This window comes from Kitasatospora sp. NPDC097643 (assembly GCF_040302625.1).
Lineage (GTDB): Bacteria > Actinomycetota > Actinomycetes > Streptomycetales > Streptomycetaceae > Kitasatospora.
On the sequence record NZ_JBEOSA010000026.1, the window covers coordinates 79,455 to 104,149 of the forward strand.

The following is a 24,695-nucleotide window of genomic DNA, read 5'->3' on the forward strand; positions in this document are numbered from 1 at the left end:
CCCACCCCCCACACAAAAAGAGCGCCCCCTCCCCAACCCCGAAGGGCCGGAAAGGGGACGCTCCCCGAGAGCGGCGAAGCCTAGTTGTCGCCGTCCTCGTCGATCAGGAAGCCCCGCATCGGCGCCGGCGCCTGCTGCATCGGCTGCGGAGGCTGCGGCCGGACGGCCGCCATCGGCTGGGTCATCCCGGCCGGCTGCATCTGCGGCGCGCCGGTGTTGCCACCGGTCGACTGCCCGCCGAAGCTCGGGGCCGGCACGTTCCCACCGAAGGAGCTCTGCCCACCGAACGACGGCGAGTTGCCACCGAAGGACGGCTGGTTCCCGCCGAAGGACGGTGCACCGCTGCTCATCGCACCGGCACCGGCCGGCGCCATCGACGAGGCCGCCGGCGGCAGCGACGCGGTGGCGGGGATCCGCGGCGGGGCGAGCGAGTCGTCGGCCTGCGACTCCAGCTGACGCAGCTGGGTCTCCAGGTACGACTTCAGGCGCGTCCGGTACTCACGCTCGAACGCCCGCAGGTCCTCGACCTTGCGCTCCAGCGTGGCCCGTGCGGACTCCAGCGAGCCCATCGCGACCCGGTGCTTCTCCTGCGCGTCCCGCTCCAGGGCGTCGGCCTTGGCACGGGCGTCGCGCTCCAGGCCCTCGGCCCGGCTGCGCGCCTCGCCGACGATCTTGTTGGCCTCGGAGCGGGCCTCGGAGATCGCCTGGTCGGCGGTCTGCTGGGCGAGCGCCAGGACGCGGGCGGCGCTGTCGCCACCGGGGCCCTGCTGCTGCATCGGGGCGCCCATCGGGCCGCCCATCTGCTGCGGCGCGCCCATCGGGCCGCCCATCGGCTGCATCTGCTGCTGGCCCATGCCCTGGCCCATCGGGTTGCCCATCTGCTGCGGGCCACCGGGGCCGCCCATGGGCTGGAGCATCTGACCGCCCATCGGCTGGACCAGCTGCTGCTGGCCGCCCATGGTCTGGTTCATCTGCTGCTGCGGGCCACCCATCGGACCACCCTGGCCGGCCGGGAGCTGCGGGGCGCCGGACGGCAGGCCGAGGGGCTGGTTGCCCATCTGCTGCTGCTGCGGACCACCCGGGCCCATCTGCTGCGGACCACCGGGGCCCATCTGCTGCGGGCCGCCCGGGCCCTGCTGGCCGGGCACCGGCGGGCCGGATATGGCAGCCGGGACGGGCGCGCCGGGACGGGAGTCCTGCGGCGGCTCCTTCCGCATGTTGGCCTGGTTCTGCGCGGCGGCACGAGTCGCGGCGGCCAGCTTGGCGCGCAGGTCCTCGTTCTCGCGGAGAAGGCGGGTCAGCTCCGCCTCGACCTCGTCGAGGAAGGCATCGACCTCGTCCTCGTCATAGCCTTCGCGCAGGCGGACGGTCGTGAACTGCTTGTTCCGAACGTCCTCGGGGGTCAATGGCATCTCTTCACCTCAACGTGATCGTCGGCACACCGGCATCCTGTCGCATCGCTCACCTACGACTAGGGCCGCACAAGCGAGATCAGGACATACACAATGATCATCAGTACGAAGAACGACAGGTCGAGCGCGACGCCCCCGAAACGCAACGGCGGAATGAACCGCCGAAGAAGCTTGAGCGGCGGATCCGTGACAGTGTACGTGGCCTCCAGGACCAGAACCATGGCCTTGCCGGGCCGCCACGAACGTGCGAACTGGAAGACCCAGTCCATCACCAGCCGCGCAAGCAGGAACACCAGGAAGACGGTCAGGGCGTAGAAGATCACCGCCCACACGATGCTCATCGCGTTTCCCTCTCCCCGGTCCCGGGCCCTAGGGCCTACCGCTCGTCACCTGTCGCTAACCCACTGTTGATCAGATCCACACGTAAAGTCGTGGCCGGGTCAGCTCTGGTTGAAGAACCCACCCTCGGCGATCCGAGCCTTGTCCTCCGCCGTGACATCGACGTTAGCAGGAGACAGCAGGAACACCTTCTGAGTCACGCGCTCGATACTGCCGTGCAGACCGAAGACGAGTCCAGCGGCGAAGTCTACGAGTCGCTTGGCATCAGTGTCGTCCATCTCGGTGAGATTCATGATCACCGGGGTCCCGCCACGGAACTGTTCCCCGATGGTACGGGCCTCGTTGTAGGTTCGAGGATGCAGCGTGGTGATGCGGTAGGGCTCTCGTTCGTTCACTACCTTGGGCATGATCACCGGGGCGCTCTTCTCCAGGTTGTGGCGGCGTTCGGGTGTGATGGACGACACTGGGGCCATCCTCGGGGCCTCCTGCCGGATCGGCACCGCGGCCGGGACCGGCTGCGGGGTGATCGAGGAGACCGGCGCGGGCGCGGCGGCGGGCCGGGGGATGTCCTCCGTCCGCTCTCCGGTGCGAATCGGCTCGGGGTCCGCGTCGTAGTCGTCGTCGGGGTCGTACCCCTGGCCGTCGTACGTCTCGTCCTCCACGAGGCCGAGGTAGACCGCCATCTTGCGCATTGCGCCGGCCATGCTCCTGTCTCCTCCGCTGTGGTGGACCGGCTCCGTCCCCGGCGGCCGGGCCGTGGCCGGCCCTGCCTGCGGATTCCGCGGTCCGCCCACGACGGCCCGTCAGATCGACGATCGGTCAGGTGTCGTGGGTGGGGGCCGCGGAGCTGCGATCCACGGTTCGCTAGCACTCCGGAGAGCTGCTAGATTCTGTCCTATTTTGTCCTGCAGTCTGATCTACTTACTCGGTGACGTTACCTGAGGGGTGACCTCACTCCGAGTACCGCCGTTCCGACGCGCACATGTGTCGCTCCGGCGGCAATCGCCTGCTCAAGGTCGCCGCTCATCCCTGCGGAAACCATGGTGGCAGCCGGATGGGCGGTCCGTACGGCGGTTGCGATTTCCGCCAGCCGCGCGAAGGCGCGGGCCGGGTCGCCGGCCAGCGGACCGGACAGCGGAGCGACGGTCATCACACCGTCGAGCCGCAGCCCGGGCGTGTCGGCGATCGCGTCGGTGAGGGCCGCGACGTCCTCGGGGGCGACCCCGGCCCGGTGCCCGCCCTCGCCGTGCTCCTTGTCCAGCGCCACCTGCACCAGGCAGCCCAGCTCCGGCCGTTCGGCCTTGAGCACCGCCGCCGAGAGCGACTCGACCAGCCGCAGCCGGTCCACCGAGTGCACGTGGTTCGCGTACCGGACGACCGAACGGACCTTGTTGGTCTGGAGCTGCCCGACGAAGTGCCAGTCAAGCGGAAGGTTTCTGCACTGCTCCGCCTTGGGCGCGGCGTCCTGGTCGCGGTTCTCCGCGACGTCGGTCACCCCCAGCCCGGCCAGCAGCGCGGTGTCCTCGGCGGGGTAGGTCTTGGTGACGACGACCAGGGTGACCTCGTCCCGCGCCCGCCCGGCGGCCGCGCAGGCGTCCACGATCCGGCGCTCGACCACGTCGAGGTTGGTGCCGAGTTCCTCGTACCGGGCCCGCTGGCCCTCCGTCAGCGCCTTCAACCAGGTCTCATCGGGAAAACCGGCGGCGTTCCCCGGGAACGGTCCGTAGATGTCGTTCGTCATCAGTGATCAGAGCCCAACCAGACGTAGCTCGCGAGCCGGCCCGTGCGCCGCTCGCGGCGATAGGAGTAGTGATCGGCGGATTCGAGGGTGCAGACCGATGATCGCACCAACTCGGTGACCCCCGCAGCGGCCAGCTGGGCCGCCACTCCCTCCGGCACGTCCAGCGCCGGTGTCCCCCACGAGGTCTCGGCGAACGCGGCGGGCACCACGGCGGCGACCTCGGCGCGCAGCTCGGCCGGCACCTCGTAGCAGCGCCCGCAGACCGCGGGGCCGGTGGCGGCGGTGATCCGCCCGGGCTCGGCCCCCAGTTCGACCATCGCCGTGACCACCGCGGGCACCACCCCGGCCGCCAGCCCGGGCCGACCGGCGTGGGCCGCGCCCACCACGCCCGCCACCGGGTCGGCCAGCAGGACGGGGGTGCAGTCGGCGGTCAGCACGGCGAGCGCGAGCGGCCGGTCGGTGACCACCCCGTCCACCATCGGGGCCTCCCCCAGCGGCTGGCGCTCCGTCACCACGGCGACCTGCGCACCGTGCACCTGGTTCATCCAGACCACGTCGGCCGGGTTCAGTCCGAGCTCCCGGGCCGCGATCCCCCGGTTCTCCCGGACGGCCTCCGGGTCGTCCCCCACCGCGCCGCCGAGGTTGAGCTCCCCGTACGGCGAAGTGCTCACCCCGCCCCACCGGTCGGTGAAGGCGAAGTGAGCACCCGCGTGTACCGCGTGATCGATCACTTAAGGAAATCCGGCACGTCGAGCTCCTCGGCCGGGCTCTCCACGTACGGCTGGCGGGCCGGCTGCACCTGCGGCGGCACCGGCGCGGCGGTCGTGGTGGCCGGAGCCTCGGCGGCCCGCGGCGCGGCGGCGGGGCTCTCACCCTCCGAACGGGACGTCACCGAGCCGATGCTCCCGTAGGACGGCCGGGTGGCCGGGCGCTCCGGGGCAGCCGCGGGGGCGGTCGAGGCGGCCGGGGTGGCCTTGACGACCGGGTCGCGGACGATCGCCGGCGGCTGCCCGCCGTCGAAGCCGGCCGCGATGACGGTGACCCGGACCTCGTCGCCGAGCGCGTCGTCGATGACGGCACCGAAGATGATGTTGGCCTCGGGGTGGGCGGCCTCGCTGACCAGCTGGGCCGACTCGTTGATCTCGAACAGGCCGAGGTCGGAGCCGCCGGAGATGGAGAGCAGCACGCCGCGGGCGCCGTCGATCGAGGCCTCCAGCAGCGGCGAGGAGATCGCCATCACGGCGGCCGCCTTGGCGCGGTCCTCACCGCGGGCCGAGCCGATGCCCATCAGCGCCGATCCGGCGTCCGACATGACGGACTTGACGTCGGCGAAGTCGAGGTTGATCAGACCGGGGGTGGTGATCAGGTCGGTGATGCCCTGGACACCGGAGAGCAGCACCTGGTCGGCCGAGCGGAACGCGTCCAGCACGCTGACCTGGCGGTCCGAGATGGACAGCAGCCGGTCGTTGGGGATCACGATGAGGGTGTCGACCTCTTCGCGCAGGCTGGCGATGCCGTCCTCGGCCTGGTTGGCCCGGCGACGGCCCTCGAAGGTGAAGGGCCGGGTGACCACGCCGATGGTGAGCGCGCCGAGCGAGCGGGCGATGTTGGCGACGACGGGCGCGCCGCCCGTGCCCGTGCCACCGCCCTCGCCGGCGGTCACGAAGACCATGTCGGCCCCCTTGAGGACCTCCTCGATCTCCTCGCGGTGGTCCTCGGCCGCCTTGCGGCCGACCTCGGGGTTGGCGCCGGCGCCGAGGCCCCGGGTGAGTTCACGGCCCACATCGAGCTTGACGTCGGCGTCGCTCATCAGGAGGGCCTGCGCATCGGTGTTGATCGCGATGAACTCGACGCCCTTGAGACCGACCTCGATCATCCGGTTGATGGCGTTGACACCACCGCCGCCGATGCCGACGACCTTGATGACTGCGAGGTAGTTCTGCGGTGCTGCCACGTCGAAGGCCTCTCGCCTCGAATTTCCGGGTCGGTCCGGTCCGATGAGGAGCCGTACCGACGGATGTCGATGGGTAGGGAGCCTGGTTTCTGACTGAATGTCCGAAATGCCGACCGCCGACCCCAACCCTAAACTTGACCTTTAGGGTTAGTGCTGTGCCTCCGTCACATCACCAGGAAACACAGTCTGGTGACACAGGACACTAGGTGGCTCCGGGCACGCGTTTCAACGAACACGCCGAGCTTCCCTTTTTCTTTTGAGCCTATGTGATCATCGGCCGGCACATGAAACCGGGGTGACCACCAAGGGTCGGGCCGACACTCCGAGGCGTCAACCCCTCCCTCAGGCAAAGAACCTACCGGATCATCCCGACACCGCCGGCGCCTCCGGCGCACTCACGTCGAAGTTCGTACCCTTCTGATTCAGCAGCGCCACCAGCACCCGGGCTTTTCGGTCATTCTGCTCCGGGCTCCCCCAGCGGACCGTCGCACCCCCGGTGAGCTGTAGCTGGATGTCGTCGTAGGAATGCACCAGGACCGCCCCGGCCCGGCCGGACACCCCCGGCGGAAGTCCGGCGGCGACCGTCACCGCGCCCTGCACCAACTGCGGACGGGAGATCACCCCATCGGCATCCTTCGCCTGCTGACTGAGCCGCAGTTCGACCACCGGCACCCCCTGCGGCGGGGCCGCCTCGGTGGCGAAGCTCACGCCGTTGGCGTCCACCTGGGTGAACTGGCCGTCCTCCCCCTTGACGGCGGCCACCGCCTTGCGCTGGACGACCTTCACCTGGAGGGTGTGCGGCCAGCCCCGCCACACCTCGGCCTTGGCCACCCGAGGGATGGCCTCGACCCGCCGACGGACGTCGTCCAGGTCCACCCGGGCCAGCGGGCCGTCGCCGAGCCCGCCGATCGCCCCGCGGACCTGGTCCGCCGTCAGCTTCTGGTCCTGCGTCCCCTGGACGGCGACGTCGCGCACGTCCAGCACCGAGGACAGGAACACCACCCAGGCCAGCACGCCGAGCACCGCGGCGCCGAGCACGCCCAGCACCACGATGCCCCTCCGGGAGAGCCGGAGCCGAGGAGCGGACTCCTCGTCCTCCAGCTCGTCCTCCAGAGGGTCGGCGAGCCGGCCGTCAGCCACGGCGGCGACCGCCGCGGGAGGCCTCGATCGCCTCGTAGACCATGCCGACCAGCAGCTCGTCGGCGTCCCGGCGGCCGAACTCGGCGGCGGCCCGGCTCATGTCCCACAGCCGCTGCGGGTCGGTGAGCACCGGCAGCACGTTCTGCAGCACCCAGTCCGGGGTCAACTCGGCGTCGTCCACCAGCAGACCGCCGCCGGCCTTCACCATCGGCTGGGCGTTCAGCCGCTGCTCGCCGTTGCCGATCGGCAGCGGGACGAAGGCGGCGGGCAGACCGACGGCCGCCAGCTCGGCCACCGTCATGGCGCCGGCCCGGCAGAGCATCAGGTCGGCCGCCGCGTAGGCGAGGTCCATCCGGTCGACGTACGGCACGGCCCGGTACGGCGGCATCCCGGGGATGTCGTTCACCTGCGGCAGCTCGTTCTTCGGGCCGACCGCGTGCAGGATCTGCACGCCGTACTGCTGGAGCCGCGGGGCGATCGCGGTGACCGTCTCGTTGAGCCGGCGCGCGCCCTGCGAGCCGCCCGACACCAGCAGGGTGGGCAGCCGCTGGTCGAGGCCGAAGTACTGACGGGCCTCCGGCCGGGCGGCGCCCCGGTCCAGGGTGGCGATGGTGCGGCGCAGCGGGATGCCGATGTACCGGGAGTCCCGCAGCTTGCTGTCCGGTGTGGAGACGGCCACGAAGTCGGTGTAGCGGGCCCCGATCTTGTTGGCCAGGCCCGGACGGGCGTTCGCCTCGTGCACCACGATCGGCACCCCGGCCCGCTTGGCGGCCAGGTAGGCGGGCATCGCGACGTAGCCGCCGAAACCCACCACGGCGTCGGCGTTGACCCGCTCGATGATCTCCTGGGCGGCCCGGACGGTGCCGCGCAGCCGGCCCGGGACGGTGATCAGCTCGGGGGTGGGCTTGCGGGGCAGCGGGACGGCCGGGATGAGCTCCAGCTGATAGCCGCGCTCGGGCACCAGCCGGGTCTCCAGACCACGCTCGGTGCCCAGGGCGGTGATCCCGATGGACGGGTCGTGCCTGCGGAGGGCGTCCGCGAGGGCCATGGCCGGCTCGATGTGACCGGCGGTCCCCCCGCCGGCGAGTACGACATGCACCGAAATTCACCGCTCCCTGCGTGCCGGCACCGGGGCCGGGCGCGCTGTGGTTCGTCGTCGTGGCAGCACCCGGGCCAGTCGCTTCCTGATCCGGGAGTTCTTGGTCCGGGCGGCCAAGGCCGCCTTCGCGCCCGAGGTGCTGCGCGCCAGGCACAGCAGCACACCGATCGCGGACATGGCCGACAGCATGGCGGAACCGCCGTAGGAGAACAGCGGGAGCGGGACGCCCGCGATGGGCAGCAGTCCCAGCGCCGACCCCAGGTTGATCATGGCCTGCGCCATGATCCAGGTGGTGGCGGCTCCCGCGGCGTACCTGACGAAGGGGTCCTTCGTACCGATGGCCACACGGATACCCGCGTAGCCTAGTGCCGCGAAGAGACCGATCACCGACAGCGTCCCCACCAGGCCCAGTTCCTCACCGGTGGCGGCGAAGATGAAGTCGGTGTGCGCCTCGGGCAGCTGGCCCCATTTCTCCACCCCGGCGCCCAGGCCGGTGCCGAAGCCCCCGCCGAGGGCGAACGAGTAGACGCCGTGCAGGGCCTGGAAGCAGGCGCCCTCCGGGTCGAGCTTGGTGACGCCGATGCAGCCCAGCCGCTCGGCCCGGTGCGGGACGGTGACCACCAGGGCCGTGCAGACCACGACGGCCACGCCCAGGGTGGCCACGAACAGCCGCAGCGGCGCGCCGACCATCCAGAGCAGCGCGAACAGCATGGCGACCAGGATCATCGAGGTGCCCATGTCACCGCCGAGCATGATCAGCGCGAGCAGCAGCAGGGCGCCCGGCACCAGCGGGACCAGCAGGTGCTTCCAGGTGGTGAGGGTGCCGGCCTTCTGCTTGCGGGCGAGCAGGTCGGCACCCCAGAGCACCAGTGCGAGCTTGGCGAACTCGGAGGGCTGGAACTGGAAGAAGCCGAAGTCCAGCCAGTTCTGGTTGCCGTTGATCCGCATCCCGACGCCGGGCACCGCGACCAGCGCCAGCGCGCCGATCACCCCGAACATCACCGGGTAGACGATCACCCGCAGCACCGCCACCGGGACGGAGGCGAAGCCGATCAGCAGGACCAGGCCGAGGATGGCCGCGATCAGCTGCTTGAGGAAGTAGTACTGCGCCGAGTGGTGCTGGCCCAGGGCCAGGATCTGCGAGGCCGAGAAGACCATCAGCAGACCGAGCACCACCAGCAGCAGCGTCGTGCCGACCACCAGCAGGTAGGGCGCGAGCGGCCGGTCCAGCCAATACCCGAGCCGCGCCCGGAACGCCTGCACCCGGGCCAGCGGACCGGCCGACTTGTACTTGGTCGTGGTGGCCGAGATCACTCGCCACGGCTCGGCGGCGTCCTTCTCCGGCACCCCGGAACCCGCCCTGCCCTGCCCCGCCACCACGCCCCTAGCGCTCCTTCTCGATGCGGCTCGTTCGCCCTAGAACCGGCTCACTCGCCGGGGTCCGCCAGCTGCCGGACGGCCGCCGCGAACAGGTCGCCGCGCTCGCCGTAGTTGGTGAACATGTCCATCGAGGCGCAGGCCGGGGCCAGCAGCACCGTGTCACCCGATCGGGCGAGCGACGCGGCCGTTCGGACGACCTCGGTCATCGCCACCGCGCCAGTCTGGCCCTCGGCCGCCTCGATCACCGGGACATCCGGAGCGTGTCGCTCCAGCGCCTCCCGGATCAGCGCGCGGTCCTCGCCGATCAGCACGACCGCGCGCAGGCGCTCGGCCGAGCCCTGCACCAGGTCGTCGAAGGTCGCACCCTTGGCCAGGCCGCCGGCGATCCAGACGATCGGCCGGAAGGCGGCCAGCGAGGCGGCGGCGGCGTGGGTGTTGGTGGCCTTGGAGTCGTCGATGTAGGTGACCTCGTCGACCACGCCGACCTCGGCGATCCGGTGGGCGTCCGGCCGGAAGGCCCGCAGGCCCTCCCGGACGGCCTTCGGCTCGACGCCGTACGCCCGGGCCAGCGCCGCCGCGGCCAGCGCGTTGGTGATGTTGTGCGGGGCCGGCGGGTTCACGTCCTCGACGGCACCCAGCTCGGCCGCGTTCTTGGCCCGGTCCTCGACGAAGGCGCGGTCGACCAGCAGCCCGTCCACCACGCCGAAGTTCGACGGGCCGGGCGCGCCGAGGCCGAAGCCGATCGCCCGGCAGCCCTCCTCGACGTCGGCCTCGCGGACCAGCGCCTCGGTGGCCGGGTCGGCCAGGTTGTACACGCAGGCGACGACGTTGCCCTCGTAGATCCGGCCCTTGTCGGCGGCGTACGCCTCCATCGAGCCGTGCCAGTCGAGGTGGTCGGGGGCCAGGTTGAGCACGGCCGCCGAGTACGGGCGCAGCGAGGGCGCCCAGTGCAGCTGGTAGCTGGAGAGCTCGACGGCGAGGACGTCGTACGGCTCCTCGGCGAGCACCGCGTCCAGCACCGAGACGCCGACGTTGCCGACGGCGGCGGTGCGCTTGCCGGCCGCGGTCAGGATCGACGCGAGCATCTGGACGGTGGTGGTCTTGCCGTTGGTACCGGTGACGGCCAGCCAGGGGGCGGGCTCGCCGGTGGCCGGCAGCGGCCTGCGCAGCCGCCAGGCGAGCTCGACGTCGCCCCAGACCTCGACGCCGGCGGCCTCGGCGGCGGCGAACAGCGGGCTGTTCGGCGGCCAGCCGGGCGAGGTCACGATCAGCCGGGTGCCCTCGGGCAGGGTGTCGCCGTCGCCCAGGCGCACGGTGGCGCCCAGTGCCTCCAGCTCGGCGGCCCGGGCCCGCAGGCCGTCCGAGGAGCCGCCGTCGACCACGGTGACCCGGGCGCCGAGGTCGCGCAGCACCCGGGCCGCGCTGATCCCCGAGACGCCGAGTCCGGCGACGACGACGGGCAGGTCCACGAAGTCTGGGTTGGTCATCCGGTCACGTATCCCGCGTAGAAGAGGCCGAGGCCGACGGCCACGCAGAGCCCCTGGATGATCCAGAACCGGACCACGACCAGGACCTCGCTCCAGCCCTTGAGTTCGAAGTGGTGCTGTAGTGGCGCCATCTTGAAGACGCGCTTGCCGGTCATCCGGAAGGAGCCGACCTGGATGATCACCGAGAGGGTGATGATCATGAAGAGGCCACCGAGCAGGATGAGCAGCAGCTCGGTGCGGGAGCAGATCGCCAGACCGGCCAGGGCGCCGCCGAGGGCGAGCGAGCCGGTGTCACCCATGAAGATCTTGGCGGGCGAGGTGTTCCACCAGAGGAAGCCGAAGCAGGAGCCCATCAGGGCGGCGGCGACCACCGCGAGGTCCAGTGGGTCCCGGACGTCGTAGCAGCTGTTGGTCGCGGAGAAGAAGTAGGCGCAGCTCTGGCCGTACTCCCAGACGCCGATGAAGGTGTAGGCGCCGAAGGCCATCACCGAGGCGCCGGTGGCCAGACCGTCCAGGCCGTCGGTGAGGTTCACGCCGTTGGAGGTGGCCGCGATCATGAAGTACGCGAAGATGACGAACAGCACCGGGCCGATCGACCACTTGAAGTCCCGCACGAACGACAGGGACTGGGAGGCCGGGGTGAGCCCGCGGTCGTCGTGGAACTGGAGCGCCAGGACGGCGAAGACGAGACCGACGATGGACTGGCCGGCCAGCTTCGCCTTGGCCCGCAGACCGAGCGAACGGCGCTTGACCACCTTGATGTAGTCGTCCAGGAAGCCGACCAGGCCGAGGCCGGCGGTCAGGAAGAGCACCAGCAGCCCGGAGATGGTCGGGCTCTCGCCCGTTATCGCCTTGGTCGCGAAGTAGGCGATCAGCGTCGCCAGGATGAAGGCGATGCCGCCCATGGTGGGCGTGCCCTTCTTGCTGTGGTGCGCCTTCGGGCCGTCGTCGCGGATGTACTGGCCGTAGCCGTGCCGGGCGAGCAGCTTGATCAGGGCGGGCGTGCCGGCCAGGGACAGGATCAGGCCGATCATGCCCGAGAAGAGGATCTGCTTCATCGGGCAGCACCGTCCGCCAGGAGCGCCTCGGCCACCTTCTCCAGCCCCACCGAACGGGACGCCTTCACCAGGACCACATCCCCCGGGAGCAGCTGACTGCGCAGCAGCTCGACCGCCGCGTCCGCGTCGGACACCAGCACCGACTCCTCACCCCACGAACCTTCGTTCCTCGCGCCGAGTTCCATGCAGGCCGCCTCGCGTCCGCCGACCGCCACCAGCTTGGTGACGTCCAGCCGGACGGCGAGCCGCCCGATGGCGTCGTGCTCGGCCAGGCTCTCCTCGCCGAGCTCCCGCATCTCGCCGAGCACCGCCCAGGTGCGGCGGCGCTCCGGGCCGCGTCCCCCCATCGAGACCAGCGCCCGCAGCGCGGCCCGCATCGAGTCGGGGTTCGCGTTGTAGGCGTCGTTGACGACGGTGACACCATCGGCCCGGTCGACGACCTCCATGCGCCAGCGGGACAGCGCACCCGCCTCGCTCAGGGCTGTCGCGGTGTCGTCGACGGACATCCCGAGCTCCACCGCCACCGCGGCGGCGGCGAGGGCGTTCGAGACGTGGTGCTCACCGTACAGGCGCAGCTGTACGGGCGCGGAACCGGCCGGGGTGGTGAGCGTGAACGATGGCCGTCCGGTGGCGTCCAGGCGAACGCCGGTCGCCCGGACGTGGGCGTCCGGGGATTCCCCGAACAGGACCACCCTGGCCCTGGTACGGGAGGCCATCGCGCGCACCAGCCGGTCGTCCGCGTTGAGGATCGCGGCGCCGTCGGCGGGCAGCGCCTCGACCAGCTCGCCCTTGGCCTCGGCGATCGCCTCCTGCGAGCCGAACTCGCCGACGTGCGCGGTGCCGACGTTCAGCACCAGGCCGATCCGGGGCGGGGTGATCGAGGTCAGGTACTCGATGTCGCCCTTGTGCCGGGCGCCCATCTCCATGACCAGGTGCCGGGTGGACGGCTCCACCCGCAGCGCGGTCATCGGGTGGCCGATCTCGTTGTTGAGCGAGCCGGGCGGGTAGACGGTGTCGCCGAGGCGCTGGAGCAGCTGGGCGATCAGGTCCTTGGTGCTGGTCTTGCCGGCCGAGCCGGTCAGCGCGACCACGGCGGTGCCAGCGGCGCGGGCGACCACGGTCCGGGCCAGCTTGCCGAGCGCGTCCACCACACTGTCGACCAGGACGGCGGGCACGCCGACCGGGCGGGAGGCCAGCACGGCGACGGCGCCGGCCTCGATCGCGGTGGCCGCGTAGTCGTGGCCGTCCACGTGCTCGCCGACGAAGGCCGCGAACAGGCCGCCGGGGCGCACCTTCCGGGAGTCGACCTCGACCGGGCCGGTCACCGGGGTGGCCGGGTCAACGCCGTCCAGGGTGCCTCCGACGGCCGCGGCCACCTCGGCGAGGGTCAGTGCGATCACTGCTGCTCTACTCCTCGGTCGCCCCGGGCGGCCGTGGCCTGCGTGATGGATTCGCGCAGCACCTCCCGGTCGTCGAAGGGGCGGATCTCGTCTCGTACGTACTGGCCGAGCTCGTGGCCCTTGCCGGCCACCAGCACGGTGTCCCCCGCCTGGGCGCGGGCGACCGCGAGCTGGATCGCCTCGGCCCGGTCGGGCACCACCAGGACGGCCCCGCGCTCGGCCTCGGGCACCGCGGCGGCACCGTTCAGCATGGTGGCGAGGATCGCCAGCGGGTCCTCGCTGCGCGGGTTGTCGCTGGTCAGCAGGGCGGTGTCGGCGAGCCGGGCGGCGATGGCGCCCATCGGCCCGCGCTTGTGCGGGTCGCGGTCGCCGCCGCAGCCGACCACGACGTGCAGCCGGCCCTTGGTGACCTCGCGCAGCGAGCCGAGGACGGCCTGCAAGGCGTCCGGCTTGTGGGCGTAGTCGACCACGGCGACGAACGGCTGTCCGGCGTCCACCCGCTCCAGTCGGCCCGGCACCCCGGGCACCGCGGCGACGCCCGCGACGGCCCGGTCCAGCGGCAGTCCGGCGGCGACCAGCAGGGTGATCGCGGCCAGCGCGTTGGCCACGTTGAACGGGCCGGGCAGCGGCACGGAGGCGTCGGCCTCGGCGCCGCCCGGGCCGACCACCCGGAAGGTCGAGCCGACCGGGCCGAGCTGGACGTCCACGGCCCGCCAGTCGGCTTCGACGGCGCCGGCGGCGGAGAAGGTGGTCACCGGGATCTTGGCCTCGGCGGCCAGCCGGCGCCCGTACTCGTCGTCCAGGTTGACCACGCCGTGGCGGGACTTGCCGGGCTGGAAGAGCCGGGCCTTCGCCTGGAAGTAGTCCTCCATGTCCGGGTGGAAGTCGAGGTGCTCGGGCGTGAGGTTGTTGAACAGCGCGACGTCGTACGTCACCCCGTCGGTGCGCCCGAAGACCAGGGCGTGGCTGGAGACCTCCATGGTCACCGCGTCCGCGCCGCGCTCGGCCATCACGCCGAGGATCGCGTGCAGGTCGGTGGCCTCCGGGGTGGTCCGCTCGCTCTTGATCCGCTCGCTGCCGACCCGCATCTCGACGGTGCCGATCACGCCGGGGCTGCGTCCGGCGCCGCGCAGCCCGCCCTCGACCAGGTACGAGGTGGTGGTCTTGCCGTTGGTGCCGGTCAGCCCGATCATCAGCAGCCGCTCGGACGGGTGGCCGTAGACGGCGGCCGCCAGCTCGCCCATCCGGGCCCGCGGCCGGTCGACGACCAGCAGCGGCAGGCCCGTACCGGCGGCCAGCTCGGCGCCGGCCGGGTCGGTGAGCACGGCCACCGCGCCCGCCTCGGCGGCCTTGGCCGCGAAGGCCGCGCCGTGGTGGTTGGCGCCGGGGAAGGCCACGTACACGTCGCCCGGGCGCACCGCGCGGGAGTCGTGGGTGACGCCGCTGACCGGGCCCCCCTCGACGGGCTCAAGACCCAGCTGGCGGGCCAGCTCGGCGAGCGGCAGGGTGGCGGTCGCGGCCGGGCGGGGCGGACTCACGGTGATTTGCTCGGGTTTCGGCACGGCGGGAAGGCTATCCGCCGAAGGGTGTCCAGGGCCAAACCGGGCCTTCGCCGCGCCGTCGTCCAGCCCGGCCCGCTCGTTGCTCATGCTCGCTCACGGCTTCCACTCGACGGGCAGGTTGGGCGCCTGGCTGCCGCTCGGCGGGACCTGCAAGGTCTTCAGGGTGAACTCCATCACCTGCTTGAACACCGGCCCGCACAGCTGGCCGCCGAAGTGCCCGTTGACCGGGCCCTGGAGGGTGCAGGAGACGGTGACCCGGGGGGCCTCGGCGGGCGCGAAGCCGATGAACGAGGCGGTGTAGCCGTCGTAGCCGACGCCGTTGGCGGCCCCCCGGTTGGCGGTACCGGTCTTGCCCGCGACCCGGTAGCCGGAGATGGCGGCCTTGCCGCCGGTGCCCTGCTCGTCGTCGACGACCGACTCCAGCATCGAGGTGAGGGTCCTGGCGGTCTGCTCGCTGACCACCCGGGTCTGCGCGCCCGGCGGGGTCGGGGTGTACTTGCCGTCCGGGCTGGTGATGCCCTGGACGATGCTGGGCGCGACCCGGACGCCCCCGTTGGCGATGGTCGAGTAGACCGAGGTGGCCTGGAGCGCGTTCATCTGCAGCGGGCCCTGGCCGAAGGAGATGTTGTACTTCTCCGAGGCGACCAGGTCCTCCGGCTTCTTGAGCTTCCCGGCGGTCTCCCCGGGGAAGTTCAGACCGGTCGGCTCGGCCACGCCGAACTTGCGCATGTAGCCGTCCAGGACCTTGTTGACCTCCAGCTGGTCGGCGCCGAGCGTCTCGATGGCCTCGATGGTGCCGATGTTGGAGGACTTGGCGAGCACCCCGGCCAGGGTCAGGTTCCAGTCGCCGTGCTCGATGTCGTCCTTGAACTGCTGCCCGGCCCGCACCAGTCGGTTGGGCACGGTGACCTTGGTGTCCCAGCTGGCCTTGCCGGTGTCCAGCACGGCGGCCAGGCTCATCAGCTTGGCGGTGCTGCCCGGCTCGTACGCGTCGACCAGGGCGGCGTTGCCCAGCTGGGACTGCTTGGCGGAGCTCAGGTCGTTCGGGTTGAGGCCGGGCGCGGTGGCCATCGCGAGGACCTGCCCGGTCTTCACGTCCTGGACGACGACGTAGCCCTTCTCCGCGCCGGAGTTGGCCACCTGGTCGGTGATCGCCCGCTGGGCGGCCCACTGGATGTCCCGGTTGATGGTCAGCTTGACGTCGTTGCCGGGCACGGCCGGGTCCATCGAACCCCCGGCGGTGGGCACCAGCCGGCCGCCCGCCTGGGCGTAGCTGCTGTGACCGTCTTTGCCGGCCAGCAGCTTCTGGTACTGGAGCTCCAGGCCGCCGGCGCCCTCGCCCTCGCCGTTGACGAAGCCGACCAGGTTGGCGGCCAGTCCGTCCGCGGGGTAGATCCGCTTCTGGGTCTCCCGGTTGAAGACCCCGGCCAGCGGGTTGGCGCACTCGTTGTCGACCCGGGTGCGGCCGCCCTGGTCGGCGGGCTTGCCGAGCTGGCGCTTCTGGGCCTGGCAGGCGCGCGAACCGGCCTGCTTCTCCAGGGTGGCCTTGAGGTCGGTGATCTGCTTCTTGGCGGCCGGGCTCTGCTGGGCGGCGAGCCGCTTGTAGCGGGTCTTGGGGGTGTGCAGGTCGGCGGCGATCTTCTCCTTGGACCCGCCGAGGATCGGCGCCAGCAGGGCGGCCGCCTGCTCCGGGGCGTCCGGGATGCCGGTCGCATCGGGGGTGAACATGGCCGGGTCGGCGGTGATGTCGTACGCGTCGACGGTGGTGGCCAGCGAGACCCCGTCGGAGGACGTTATCGAGCCGCGCTCGGCGGTGATCGGGATGTTCAGGTAGCGGTTGGTGTTGGCGTCGGCGGCCAGCGCGTCGGAGTCCAGCAGCTGGAGCTGCACCAGCCGGCCGGCGAACACCGAGAACACCAGTGACATCGCCACGGTGATCACCCGCAGCCGGCGCTTCGGCTCGGCCAGCCGGAGCGCCTTGGGGCGCTGCGGCGGGCGGGACTTCGGGCGCGGCCGGGCGGCCACCTGGCCCCGGGCCGGCGGCCGGCCCTCGGGGCGGCGCTGCTGCGGTGCCCGCGGCGTACGGGCGGCGGCGGCCTTGCCGGGCTGCCCCTTCGCGGGCTGCGGCGACCGGGCCGGCTGCCCCTTCGGCTGCGGGGCCTTCCCGGACTGCGCCTTTCCGGACTGTGCCTTCCCGGCGGCCTGCCCGCGCGGCGCGGCGCCCTTGGGCGCGGGCCGACGCCCGTTCCCGGAACCGCCCGAAGGCTGACGAGGCTCGCTCATCGCCCACCACCCCCACTCGGCGCGGCCGGGGAGGCCGGGTTGATCTGGACCACGGAGTCCCCGGCGGTCGCCGCCGGGCTGGGCGCGCCCGCGCCCGGCTGGGCGCTCGGAGACGGCTGCTTCATCGGCCAGGGCTCGGCCGTGGAGCGCTTGACCGGCGGGCTGTCCTGCGCCGGGCCGGGCGTGCCCAGCACCTTGCCGCCGCCCGGGACGTCCAGGAAGGCCATCCCGCCGGCCGGCACCATGCCCATCTCGGCGGCCCGCCGGGCCAGCGCGTCCGGGGCGGAGCTCTGGTCGATCTGGTGCTGGAGGCTCTGCTGCTCGTCGGTCGCCACGGTGGTCTGCTTCTGCAGCCGGGACAGCTCGAACGAGCCCTCGTTGAGCGCCGTGTTCAGCGCCAGCAGCCCGAGCAGCCCCGCCCCCAGCAGCACCACCACCAGCACGGCGAACGGCGTCCGCCCCCGGATCGGGCGCCGCCCCGGCCGGACCGTGATCCGTGCCCTGCCCTGTCCGGGGAGTGCTCCCCGCCCCGCCCGGACCTCACCGGCCACCGGCCCCACCGCTCTCCTCCGCCCTTCGGACCCCGCCGGGGCCGACCCTTCAGCCCCGCTTGCTACGGTCCCTGATCCTCTCCGCCACCCGCAGCCGTACGGGCGCGGCACGCCGGTTCTCCTCGATCTCCTCCTCGGTGGCCAGCTCGGCCCCGCGGGTGATCAGCTTGAGCCAGGGCTGGTGCTCCTCCGGGATGAACGGCAGCCCCGGCGGCGCGGTGCTGGTCGCCCCGGCCGCGAAGTACTGCTTCACCAGGCGGTCCTCCAGCGACTGGTAGGACATCACGACGATCCGACCGCCGAGCGCCAGGACGTCCAGCGCCCCCGGGATCGCCCGGTCCAGGACCTCCAGCTCGCCGTTGACCTCGATCCGCAGCGCCTGGAAGGTCCGCTTGGCCGGGTTGCCGCCGGTCCGCCGGGTCGCCGCCGGGATGGCGTTGCGCACCAACTCGACCAGACGCGCACTGGTGGTGAACGGTTCCTTCGCCCGCTCCCGCAGGATCACCGAGGCGATCTTCCCGGCGAACCGCTCCTCGCCGTACACCTTGAGGATCCGCGCCAGGTCGCCGTGGCTGTAGGTGTTCAGCACCTCGGCCGCGCTGATCCCCCGGGTCTGGTCCATCCGCATGTCCAGCGGCGCGTCCTGGGCGTACGCGAAACCGCGCTCGGCCTCGTCCAGCTGCATCGAGGAGACGCCCAGGTCGAACAGGACGCCGTCCACCCGGTCCACGCCCAGGCGCTCCAGCACCTCGGGGATCTCGTCGTACACGGCGTGCACCAGGGTGGCCCGGTCGCCGAACGGCGCGAGCCGCTCGCCGGCGAGCTTGAGCGCCTGCGGGTCGCGGTCCACCGCGATCAGCCGGACCTCGGGGAACTGGGTGAGCAGCGCCTCGCTGTGCCCGCCGAGGCCGAGGGTGGCGTCCACCACCACGGCGCCGGGGCGCGAGATCGCCGGGGCCAGCGCGTCCATGCACCGTTGCAGCATCACGGGGACGTGCTTGGGGCCCGGATCGTTGGTGGTCATTGCGCGGTGGCGCCCTTCCTCGGTGCGGAGCAGCCCGATGTCCGGGAGCTCCGACCATTCTCGCCCACCGCATCGCCGCAGCACGACGCGGCCCGTGGTCCCCGCCCGCTCAAGGGGAAGGACGTGACCGCCCGGCGCCGGGGAAGGTGCGCCAGGTGGGCACGGAGCGGGTGGAGGCCACGGGCCGCGTCGGCCGGGCCGCACCGGCCGGTACGGCCTGGTTGACGGGCCCCGGCGGGTGTGCTCCACTGCGCCGCAACTCTATCGCGCGGACCCCGCCAGTCAATGGTCCGCTCCGGCGCACCACCCGGGCGGCGGTACGGATCACCGCAGGTCGCGGCCGTGCGGGCGGCCCGGCGCGGGCACCGGGACGGGGCGCCCGGCGACCCCGCGCGCCCCGCCCCGACGCGCCGCCCGCCCGGGCCCGTTGTGGGTATGCACTCGGTCACAGCCAGCGGTTCTGTAGCACTTCGCCCCACCGCGCCCGACCGATTCGCACTAACGTCGCCACCATGACAGTGACCCCCGACCGGCCCACGCCGACCGCCGCTGCCGCCTCCGCGAGACCCACCATCATCGACCGCTTCGTCACGGCCAACCGCGAGTACGCGGTGACCTTCCGGGACGGCGGCATGGATGCCCGCCCGGTGCAGAAGATCGCCGTGGTGGCCTGCATGGACGCCCGCCTCGACCTGTTCGCCGCGCTCGGCCTCGAACTCGGCGACGCCCACGTCATCCGCAACGCCGGCGGCGTCGTCACCGACGACACCATCCGGTCCCTCACCATCAGCCAACGCGCCCTCGGCACCCGTTCGATCGCGCTGATCCACCACACCGGCTGCGGCCTGCTCGGGCTCACCGAGGACTTCCGCCGCGAGCTGGAACTGGAGGTCGGCCAGCGCCCGCAGTGGGCGGTGGAGGCCTTCGTCGACCTCGACGGCGACGTCCGCCAGTCCATGCAGCGGGTCCGCACCTCACCGTTCCTGCTGCACACCGACGACGTCCGCGGCTTCGTCTTCGACGTGCACACCGGGCTCCTGCGCGAGATCCACTGAACGTCACGCCCCCACCCGCCCGGCCAACGGCGTCCGGGCTCCGCGGCCCGCACTTCCGCCCGCACCTCACCGGTGCTTCCCCGTGCTTCCCCGCGGAATGGTGACTTCTGGCCGCCGCCCGGGGGAGAATGCGCCTGCCGGTCGGACCCCGAACCACCTGGGGCGGCCAGGCCGCAGGCCGTCACCCCGGCGCCGGATCCAGCTCGGAACCGCCCCCGGAACGGTCGCGTCAAGCATGGGGTGGGGGCCGGCCTCGGGGTGAGGCGGGCACAGTGTGCCAGGGAGCGTAACGGGTGACGAGCTACAGCGATCAGGCCGGTCTCGGCGGTCCTGCGGGGGGCGACCAGGGGGCGAACGGGTACCACCGGATCGGGCTTCCGGAGCTCGCCGCGGTCGTGGACCGGATCCGCGCCAACGTCGAGAGCGTCATCGAGGGCAAGCCGGAGGCCGTCCGGATCGCCCTGACCGTGCTGCTCGCCGAGGGCCACCTGCTGCTGGAGGACGTGCCCGGCGTCGGCAAGACCATGCTCGCCAAGGCGCTCGCCCGCTCGGTCGACTGCACCGTCCGCCGGATCCAGTTCACGCCCGACCTGCTGCCCTCGGACGTCACCGGCACCAACATCTTCGACCAGCACCAGCGCGACTTCGAGTTCCGCCCGGGCGCGATCTTCGCCCAGATCGTGGTCGGCGACGAGATCAACCGCGCCTCGCCGAAGACCCAGTCCGCGCTGCTGGAGTCGATGGAGGAGCGCCAGGTCACCATCGACGGCACCAGCTACGAGCTGCCCTCGCCGTTCATGGTCGTGGCCACCCAGAACCCGGTCGAGATGGAGGGCACCTACCCCCTCCCCGAGGCCCAGCGGGACCGCTTCATGGCCCGGATCTCGATCGGCTACCCCAGCCCCGAGGCCGAGTTCGCGATGCTCGACGTGCACTCCGGCGCCAACCCGCTGGAGGACCTTCAGCCGGTCGCACACGCCGCCGACATCCTCAAGCTGATCGACCTGGTCCGCACCGTGCACATCGCCGACCCGGTCCGCCGCTACGCCGTCGACCTGGTCGGCGCCACCCGCAACAGCCACGAGCTGCGCCTGGGCGCCTCGCCGCGCGCCACCCTGCACCTGGTCCGGGCCGCCCGCGCCGCCGCGGCGCTGGACGGGCGCGACTACGTCACCCCCGACGACATCCAGCGCCTCGCCGTCCCGGTCCTCGCGCACCGCCTGATGCCGACCGCCGAGACCCAGCTGAGCCGCCGCACCTCCGAGCAGATCGTGGCCGACCTGGTCGCCCGGCTGCCGCTGCCGCGCCCGCAGGGCGGCCCGGCCGGCCGGAGGGGCTGAGGTGGCCTCGTCCGACCCAACGTCGGGCCTGCGGGCCGGCCTGCGCGGCCTCACCACCCGGGGCCGTTCCTTCCTCGCCGCCGGCGTCACCGCCGTGCTCTGCGCCTACCTGCTCGACCAGGACGCGCTGCTGCGGGTCGGCGTGCTGCTGGCCGCGCTGCCGCTGGCCGCCGCCCTGGTGGTCGCCAACACCCGCTACCGGGTGGCCAGCGGCCGCCGGCTGAGCCCGCGGCGCGCGATCGCCGGCCAGGAGGCCCGGGTGCACCTGCGGGTCGACAACGTCTCCCGGGTGCCCACCGGCCTGCTGCTGCTGGAGGACAAGGTCCCGTACGTGCTCGGGCCGCGCCCGCGCTTCGTACTGGACCGGGTCGAGTCGCGCGGCTACCGCGAGGTCTCCTACCGGGTCCGCTCCGACCTGCGCGGCCGCTACCCGCTCGGGCCGCTCCAGCTGCGGCTGTCCGACCCGTTCGGGATGTGCGAGGTGAACCGGTCGTTCTCCGCCGCCGACGTGCTCACCGTCGTCCCCCAGGTCCAGGCGCTGCCGCACGTGCGGCTGAGCGGCGAGTGGATCGGCCAGGGCGAGAGCCACACCCGCACCCTGGCGCTGGCCGGCGACGACGACGTGATCCTGCGCGAGTACCGGCCCGGCGACGACCTGCGCCGGGTGCACTGGAAGTCCACCGCGCGGTACGGCGAGCTGATGGTCCGCCGCGAGGAGCAGCCGCAGCGGGCCCGGGCCACCGTCCTGCTGGACACCCGCGAGATCGGCCACCGCGGCAGCGGCCCCGCCTCCTCCTTCGAGTGGGCGGTCAGCTGCGCCGCCTCGGTCGCCGTGCACCTGCTGGAGCGCGGCTACCAGACCCAGTTGCTCACCGACATGGGCCAGTCGGTCCCCGGGCCGGGCACCGGCGGCAGCAACACCGCCGCCGACTCCTCCGGGCTGATCCTGGACGCGCTCGCGGTGGCCGACCTGTCCGACGGCGGCGGGCTCTCCCGCGCCGAGGAGCCGATCCGCACCAGCGGCGAGGGCCTGCTGGTCGCCGTCCTCGGCGAGCTGGACGAGGAGCAGGCCGCCCGACTGGCCCGGCTGCGCAACCGCACCGGCGGGGCGATCGCCTTCCTGCTCGACACCGGCACCTGGGCGGGCCTGCGGATGCTCGCCCCCGACACCGGCGGCGAGCAGTTCCAGGCCCGGGTCCGCCAGCTGCGCGAGGCCGGCTGGACCGTCCTGCCGGTCCGCTCCGGGGACTCCGTCCCGGACCTGTGGCGGGCCGCCGACGGTGCCAAGACGACCGCCCCCTACCGAGAAGAGGCCGGCGCGTGACCACCCGGGCCAAACTGACCGTTTACGCGGCGCTGGCCACCGCCCTCGCCTCGCTCTGCCTGACCCCGCTGCTCACCACCAAGAGCTGGATCACCCACGCATTCCTGGTGATCGCCGTGATCGGCGCGGCCGGCGCGGGCCTGCGCCGCTCCCCGCTGTACCGCTGGACGGTGCCGGTCGGGCAGCTGCTCGTCCTGCTCCTGCTGCTGCTCATCGGCTTCGCCGGCTCCGGCGCGCTCTGGGGCGGCCTGGTGCCCGGGCCCTCGTCGATGCGGGTCCTCGACCACGTGTTCGCCTCCGGCCTGGACGACATCCAGCAGTACGCCATCCCGGCGCCGCCCAGCGAGGGCCTGCGGCTGATCCTGGTCACCTCGGTCGGCCTGGTCGCCGTCGTCGTGGACACCGTCGCGGTGACCTACCGGCGGTCGGCGCTGGCCGGGCTGCCGCTGCTGGCGCTCTACTCGGTCGGCAACGGCCTGGCCGGGGACCGCGGCAGCTGGATCTGGTTCGCGCTGGCCTCGGCCGGCTACCTGGTGCTGCTGTTCGCCGAGGGCCAGGACCGGGTCTCCCGCTGGGGCCGGGTCTTCCGCGGCTCCTCGCGCGACACCGAGAGCACCCGCCCGGTCGGCCTCGGCGGCCAGCAGGTCGGCATCCTGGCCCTGGCCATCGCCCTGCTGCTGCCGGTCTTCCTGCCGCACTGGGACGCCGGCCTGGTGCACTCCGGCGGCGGCGGGACGGTCGGCAAGGGCATCGGCGGCGCGGCGACCAGCCTCGACCCGCTGGTCAGTCTGGAGTCCGAGGTCAGCAAGCCCACCCAGAACGAGCTGCTCAGCTACTCGATGGACAGCGACCTCGCCGACCAGACCTACTTGCGGACCGGCTCGCTGGACCAGTTCGACGGCACCAACTGGAAGCTCAGCAGCACCACGGTCAACGACCTCCCGACCGCCTTCCCGGCCCCCGAGGGCCTGAAGGACGCCAACGTCCCCCGGATCGACGGCGAGTTCCAGATCAGCGACCGGCTGGAGAAGAGCTGGCTGCCGATGCCGTACCCGGCGGCGTCCCTCCAGGTCCCCAACCGCGGCGACTGGAAGCTCGACCCGCTCACCCGCACCGTCCTCCCGACCAACGACCGGGCGATCCGCGGCCTGCGCTACCACGTCAGCGCCCTCGACCTGCGGCCCACCGCCAACGAGCTGCGCACCGCGCCGATCGCTCCGCAGGACGTCCGGGACCGCTACACCGCCCTCCCGGCGAACCTCCCGCCGATCGTCGCCGAGCAGGCCAAGGCCGTCACCGCCAAGGCGCAGAACGACTACGACCGGGCGACCGCCCTGGTGAACTGGTTCACCAGCCAGCAGTTCAGCTACGACACCTCGGTCTCCGGCGGCACCGGCAGCAACGCGATCGTCGTCTTCCTGCGCGACCGCAAGGGCTTCTGCGTGCACTTCGCCTCCACCATGGCGGCGATGGCCCGCACCCTGAGGATCCCGGCCCGGGTGGCCGTCGGCTTCACCCCCGGTGACGCCAAGGGCGGCAACGTCTACTCGGTGAGCGGCAAGATGTACCACGCCTGGCCCGAGCTGTACTTCTCGGGCTACGGCTGGATGCGCTTCGAGCCCACCCCGAGCCGCGGCGTCCAGCCCCGCTACACCGAGCAGACCACCACCCCGACCACCGCGCCCACCCAGCAGCCGACCGCCGCCGCGCAGACCGAGGCGCCCGCCCCGATGCCGAGCAGCAGCAAGGACTGCGACGCGAAGCTGCGTCAGATGGGCGAGTGCGGCACCAAGGGCAAGGCCCTCAGCACCGCCGCCGACGAGTCCTGGCTGCTCTCCGGACAGGTGCTGGGCACCCTCGCCGTCGTGCTGGTGCTGATCGCCCTGCTGCTCGTCCCGATGTTCTGGCGGGCGGCGCTGCGCCGGCGCCGGCTCGGCGGCGGCGGGCGGCGCGGCCCCGGCGGGGGCGGCCCGGCCGAACTGACCGACGAGCAGGTGCTGGCCGCCTGGGACGAGCTGATCGACTCGGCCTGGGACCTCGGCATCCCGCCGGACGAGTCCCGCACCCCGCGCTCCGCCGCCCGGCGGATCACCGAGACGGCGGAGCTGGACGCGGACTCGGCGGCGGCCACCGGACGGCTGGCGATGGCCACCGAGCGGGTGCTCTACGCCCGGCCCGGTGCGGCCACCGCCGCCCCGCTGGCGGCCGACGTCCGGACCGCCCGGCAGGGTCTGCGGGCCACCGCCAGCCGGCGCGAGCGGACCAGGGCCGTCCTGCTGCCGGCCTCCTCGGCGCAGCTGTGGTGGCGGATCTCCGAGGGGATGCTGACGGCCCGGACGGCGGTCGGCAACCAGGTCGCCCGGGTGACGGCCGCGGTCAGCACGCCGCTGCGGCGGGTGTTCACCCGGCGCAAGGACACCCCGGAGTCCTGACACCCCGGCCGGGACGACCGGAAACGCCGAGGGGCGGGGGGGAGATCGAGAGGCCCCCCCACCCCCGAGGTGCGGGGGCGGGGGGGGTAGGAAAATCGGGCGGGGGGGGAAGAG

At 72.6% G+C, this 24,695-nt stretch carries 20 protein-coding genes; 4 read left to right on the top strand and 16 right to left on the bottom strand.

The window, feature by feature from the left end; translation table 11 throughout:
• Nucleotides 1-80 precede the first annotated feature (80 nt).
• The 16 genes from ABTY15_RS18610 to rsmH all read right to left on the bottom strand — a co-directional run bounded on the left by ABTY15_RS18610 (nt 81) and on the right by rsmH (nt 18,430).
• A complete protein-coding gene (locus ABTY15_RS18610; protein WP_350590873.1) occupies nt 81-1,412 on the bottom strand; it encodes a DivIVA domain-containing protein in 1,332 nt (443 codons plus the stop codon).
• A gap of 59 nt (nt 1,413-1,471) precedes the next feature.
• A complete protein-coding gene (locus ABTY15_RS18615) occupies nt 1,472-1,753 on the bottom strand; it encodes a YggT family protein (protein ID WP_350590878.1) in 282 nt (93 codons plus the stop codon).
• A gap of 99 nt (nt 1,754-1,852) precedes the next feature.
• Nucleotides 1,853-2,455, bottom strand: coding sequence for a cell division protein SepF (locus tag ABTY15_RS18620; protein WP_350590882.1), 603 nt, complete (start codon nt 2,453-2,455; stop codon nt 1,853-1,855).
• A gap of 230 nt (nt 2,456-2,685) precedes the next feature.
• Entirely contained in the window at nt 2,686-3,492 is an 807-nt protein-coding gene (locus ABTY15_RS18625; RefSeq protein ID WP_350590890.1) for a YggS family pyridoxal phosphate-dependent enzyme, read from the bottom strand.
• Nucleotides 3,492-4,223: a peptidoglycan editing factor PgeF gene (pgeF, locus tag ABTY15_RS18630; protein ID WP_350590894.1), complete on the bottom strand. Its 732-nt coding sequence runs from the start codon at nt 4,221-4,223 to the stop codon at nt 3,492-3,494. The genes ABTY15_RS18625 and pgeF overlap by 1 nt, the downstream gene beginning before the upstream one ends.
• Nucleotides 4,220-5,446 carry a cell division protein FtsZ gene (gene ftsZ, locus ABTY15_RS18635; protein ID WP_350590901.1) on the bottom strand — a complete coding sequence of 409 codons (1,227 nt, stop codon included), beginning with the start codon at nt 5,444-5,446 and terminating at the stop codon, nt 4,220-4,222. The genes pgeF and ftsZ overlap by 4 nt, the downstream gene beginning before the upstream one ends.
• Before the next feature lie 363 nt (nt 5,447-5,809).
• Complete coding sequence (locus ABTY15_RS18640) at nt 5,810-6,586, bottom strand: cell division protein FtsQ/DivIB (protein WP_350590905.1); 777 nt, start codon at nt 6,584-6,586, stop codon at nt 5,810-5,812.
• The gene (gene murG, locus ABTY15_RS18645) at nt 6,579-7,685 is read right to left on the bottom strand and encodes an undecaprenyldiphospho-muramoylpentapeptide beta-N-acetylglucosaminyltransferase (protein ID WP_350590913.1); all 1,107 of its coding nucleotides are present in this window, start codon (nt 7,683-7,685) and stop codon (nt 6,579-6,581) included. The genes ABTY15_RS18640 and murG overlap by 8 nt, the downstream gene beginning before the upstream one ends.
• A 6-nt stretch (nt 7,686-7,691) precedes the next feature.
• Entirely contained in the window at nt 7,692-9,065 is a 1,374-nt protein-coding gene (gene ftsW, locus ABTY15_RS18650; RefSeq protein WP_502893532.1) for a putative lipid II flippase FtsW, read from the bottom strand.
• 47 nt (nt 9,066-9,112) lie between these two features.
• Nucleotides 9,113-10,552 carry a UDP-N-acetylmuramoyl-L-alanine--D-glutamate ligase gene (murD, locus tag ABTY15_RS18655; RefSeq protein ID WP_350590925.1) on the bottom strand — a complete coding sequence of 480 codons (1,440 nt, stop codon included), beginning with the start codon at nt 10,550-10,552 and terminating at the stop codon, nt 9,113-9,115.
• Entirely contained in the window at nt 10,549-11,610 is a 1,062-nt protein-coding gene (gene mraY / locus ABTY15_RS18660; RefSeq protein WP_350590929.1) for a phospho-N-acetylmuramoyl-pentapeptide-transferase, read from the bottom strand. The genes murD and mraY overlap by 4 nt, the downstream gene beginning before the upstream one ends.
• Nucleotides 11,607-13,010 carry a UDP-N-acetylmuramoyl-tripeptide--D-alanyl-D-alanine ligase gene (locus ABTY15_RS18665; RefSeq protein WP_350590937.1) on the bottom strand — a complete coding sequence of 468 codons (1,404 nt, stop codon included), beginning with the start codon at nt 13,008-13,010 and terminating at the stop codon, nt 11,607-11,609. The genes mraY and ABTY15_RS18665 overlap by 4 nt, the downstream gene beginning before the upstream one ends.
• On the bottom strand, nt 13,007-14,659 hold the full coding sequence (locus ABTY15_RS18670) for a UDP-N-acetylmuramoyl-L-alanyl-D-glutamate--2,6-diaminopimelate ligase (protein WP_502893533.1): 1,653 nt from the start codon (nt 14,657-14,659) through the stop codon (nt 13,007-13,009). The genes ABTY15_RS18665 and ABTY15_RS18670 overlap by 4 nt, the downstream gene beginning before the upstream one ends.
• 6 nt (nt 14,660-14,665) lie before the next feature.
• Nucleotides 14,666-16,855: a peptidoglycan D,D-transpeptidase FtsI family protein gene (locus tag ABTY15_RS18675; protein ID WP_350590943.1), complete on the bottom strand. Its 2,190-nt coding sequence runs from the start codon at nt 16,853-16,855 to the stop codon at nt 14,666-14,668.
• On the bottom strand, nt 16,852-17,406 hold the full coding sequence (gene ftsL, locus ABTY15_RS18680; protein WP_350590946.1) for a cell division protein FtsL: 555 nt from the start codon (nt 17,404-17,406) through the stop codon (nt 16,852-16,854). Before ftsL ends, ABTY15_RS18675 begins: the two co-directional genes overlap by 4 nt.
• A gap of 49 nt (nt 17,407-17,455) precedes the next feature.
• Nucleotides 17,456-18,430 (bottom strand): 16S rRNA (cytosine(1402)-N(4))-methyltransferase RsmH, encoded by a 975-nt coding sequence (rsmH, locus tag ABTY15_RS18685; protein ID WP_350590954.1) that lies wholly within the window; start codon nt 18,428-18,430, stop codon nt 17,456-17,458.
• 512 nt (nt 18,431-18,942) lie between these two features.
• On the opposite strand from rsmH, the gene ABTY15_RS18690 reads away from it, so the two are divergent.
• The 4 genes from ABTY15_RS18690 (at nt 18,943) to ABTY15_RS18705 (ending at nt 24,581) form a co-directional block, all read left to right on the top strand.
• Nucleotides 18,943-19,485, top strand: a complete 543-nt coding sequence (locus ABTY15_RS18690; protein WP_350590959.1) for a beta-class carbonic anhydrase — start codon at nt 18,943-18,945, stop codon at nt 19,483-19,485.
• A gap of 368 nt (nt 19,486-19,853) precedes the next feature.
• Entirely contained in the window at nt 19,854-20,825 is a 972-nt protein-coding gene (locus tag ABTY15_RS18695; RefSeq protein ID WP_350590997.1) for an AAA family ATPase, read from the top strand.
• A gap of 1 nt (nt 20,826) precedes the next feature.
• Entirely contained in the window at nt 20,827-22,149 is a 1,323-nt protein-coding gene (locus tag ABTY15_RS18700) for a DUF58 domain-containing protein (protein WP_350590964.1), read from the top strand.
• A complete protein-coding gene (locus tag ABTY15_RS18705) occupies nt 22,146-24,581 on the top strand; it encodes a transglutaminase TgpA family protein (protein ID WP_350590970.1) in 2,436 nt (811 codons plus the stop codon). Before ABTY15_RS18700 ends, ABTY15_RS18705 begins: the two co-directional genes overlap by 4 nt.
• Nucleotides 24,582-24,695 lie beyond the last annotated feature (114 nt).

Bases quoted from the DNA above. Each gene is read 5' to 3' on its own strand.
- ABTY15_RS18610 (WP_350590873.1), bottom strand. From the start codon at position 1,412: ATGCCATTGACCCCCGAGGACGTTCGGAACAAGCAGTTCACGACCGTC.
- ABTY15_RS18615 (WP_350590878.1), bottom strand. From the start codon at position 1,753: ATGAGCATCGTGTGGGCGGTGATCTTCTACGCCCTGACCGTCTTCCTG.
- ABTY15_RS18620 (WP_350590882.1), bottom strand. From the start codon at position 2,455: ATGGCCGGCGCAATGCGCAAGATGGCGGTCTACCTCGGCCTCGTGGAG.
- ABTY15_RS18625 (WP_350590890.1), bottom strand. From the start codon at position 3,492: ATGACGAACGACATCTACGGACCGTTCCCGGGGAACGCCGCCGGTTTT.
- murD (WP_350590925.1), bottom strand. From the start codon at position 10,552: ATGACCAACCCAGACTTCGTGGACCTGCCCGTCGTCGTCGCCGGACTC.
- mraY (WP_350590929.1), bottom strand. From the start codon at position 11,610: ATGAAGCAGATCCTCTTCTCGGGCATGATCGGCCTGATCCTGTCCCTG.
- ABTY15_RS18670 (WP_502893533.1), bottom strand. From the start codon at position 14,659: ATGAGCAACGAGCGGGCCGGGCTGGACGACGGCGCGGCGAAGGCCCGG.
- ABTY15_RS18675 (WP_350590943.1), bottom strand. From the start codon at position 16,855: ATGAGCGAGCCTCGTCAGCCTTCGGGCGGTTCCGGGAACGGGCGTCGG.
- rsmH (WP_350590954.1), bottom strand. From the start codon at position 18,430: ATGACCACCAACGATCCGGGCCCCAAGCACGTCCCCGTGATGCTGCAA.
- ABTY15_RS18690 (WP_350590959.1), top strand. From the start codon at position 18,943: ATGACAGTGACCCCCGACCGGCCCACGCCGACCGCCGCTGCCGCCTCC.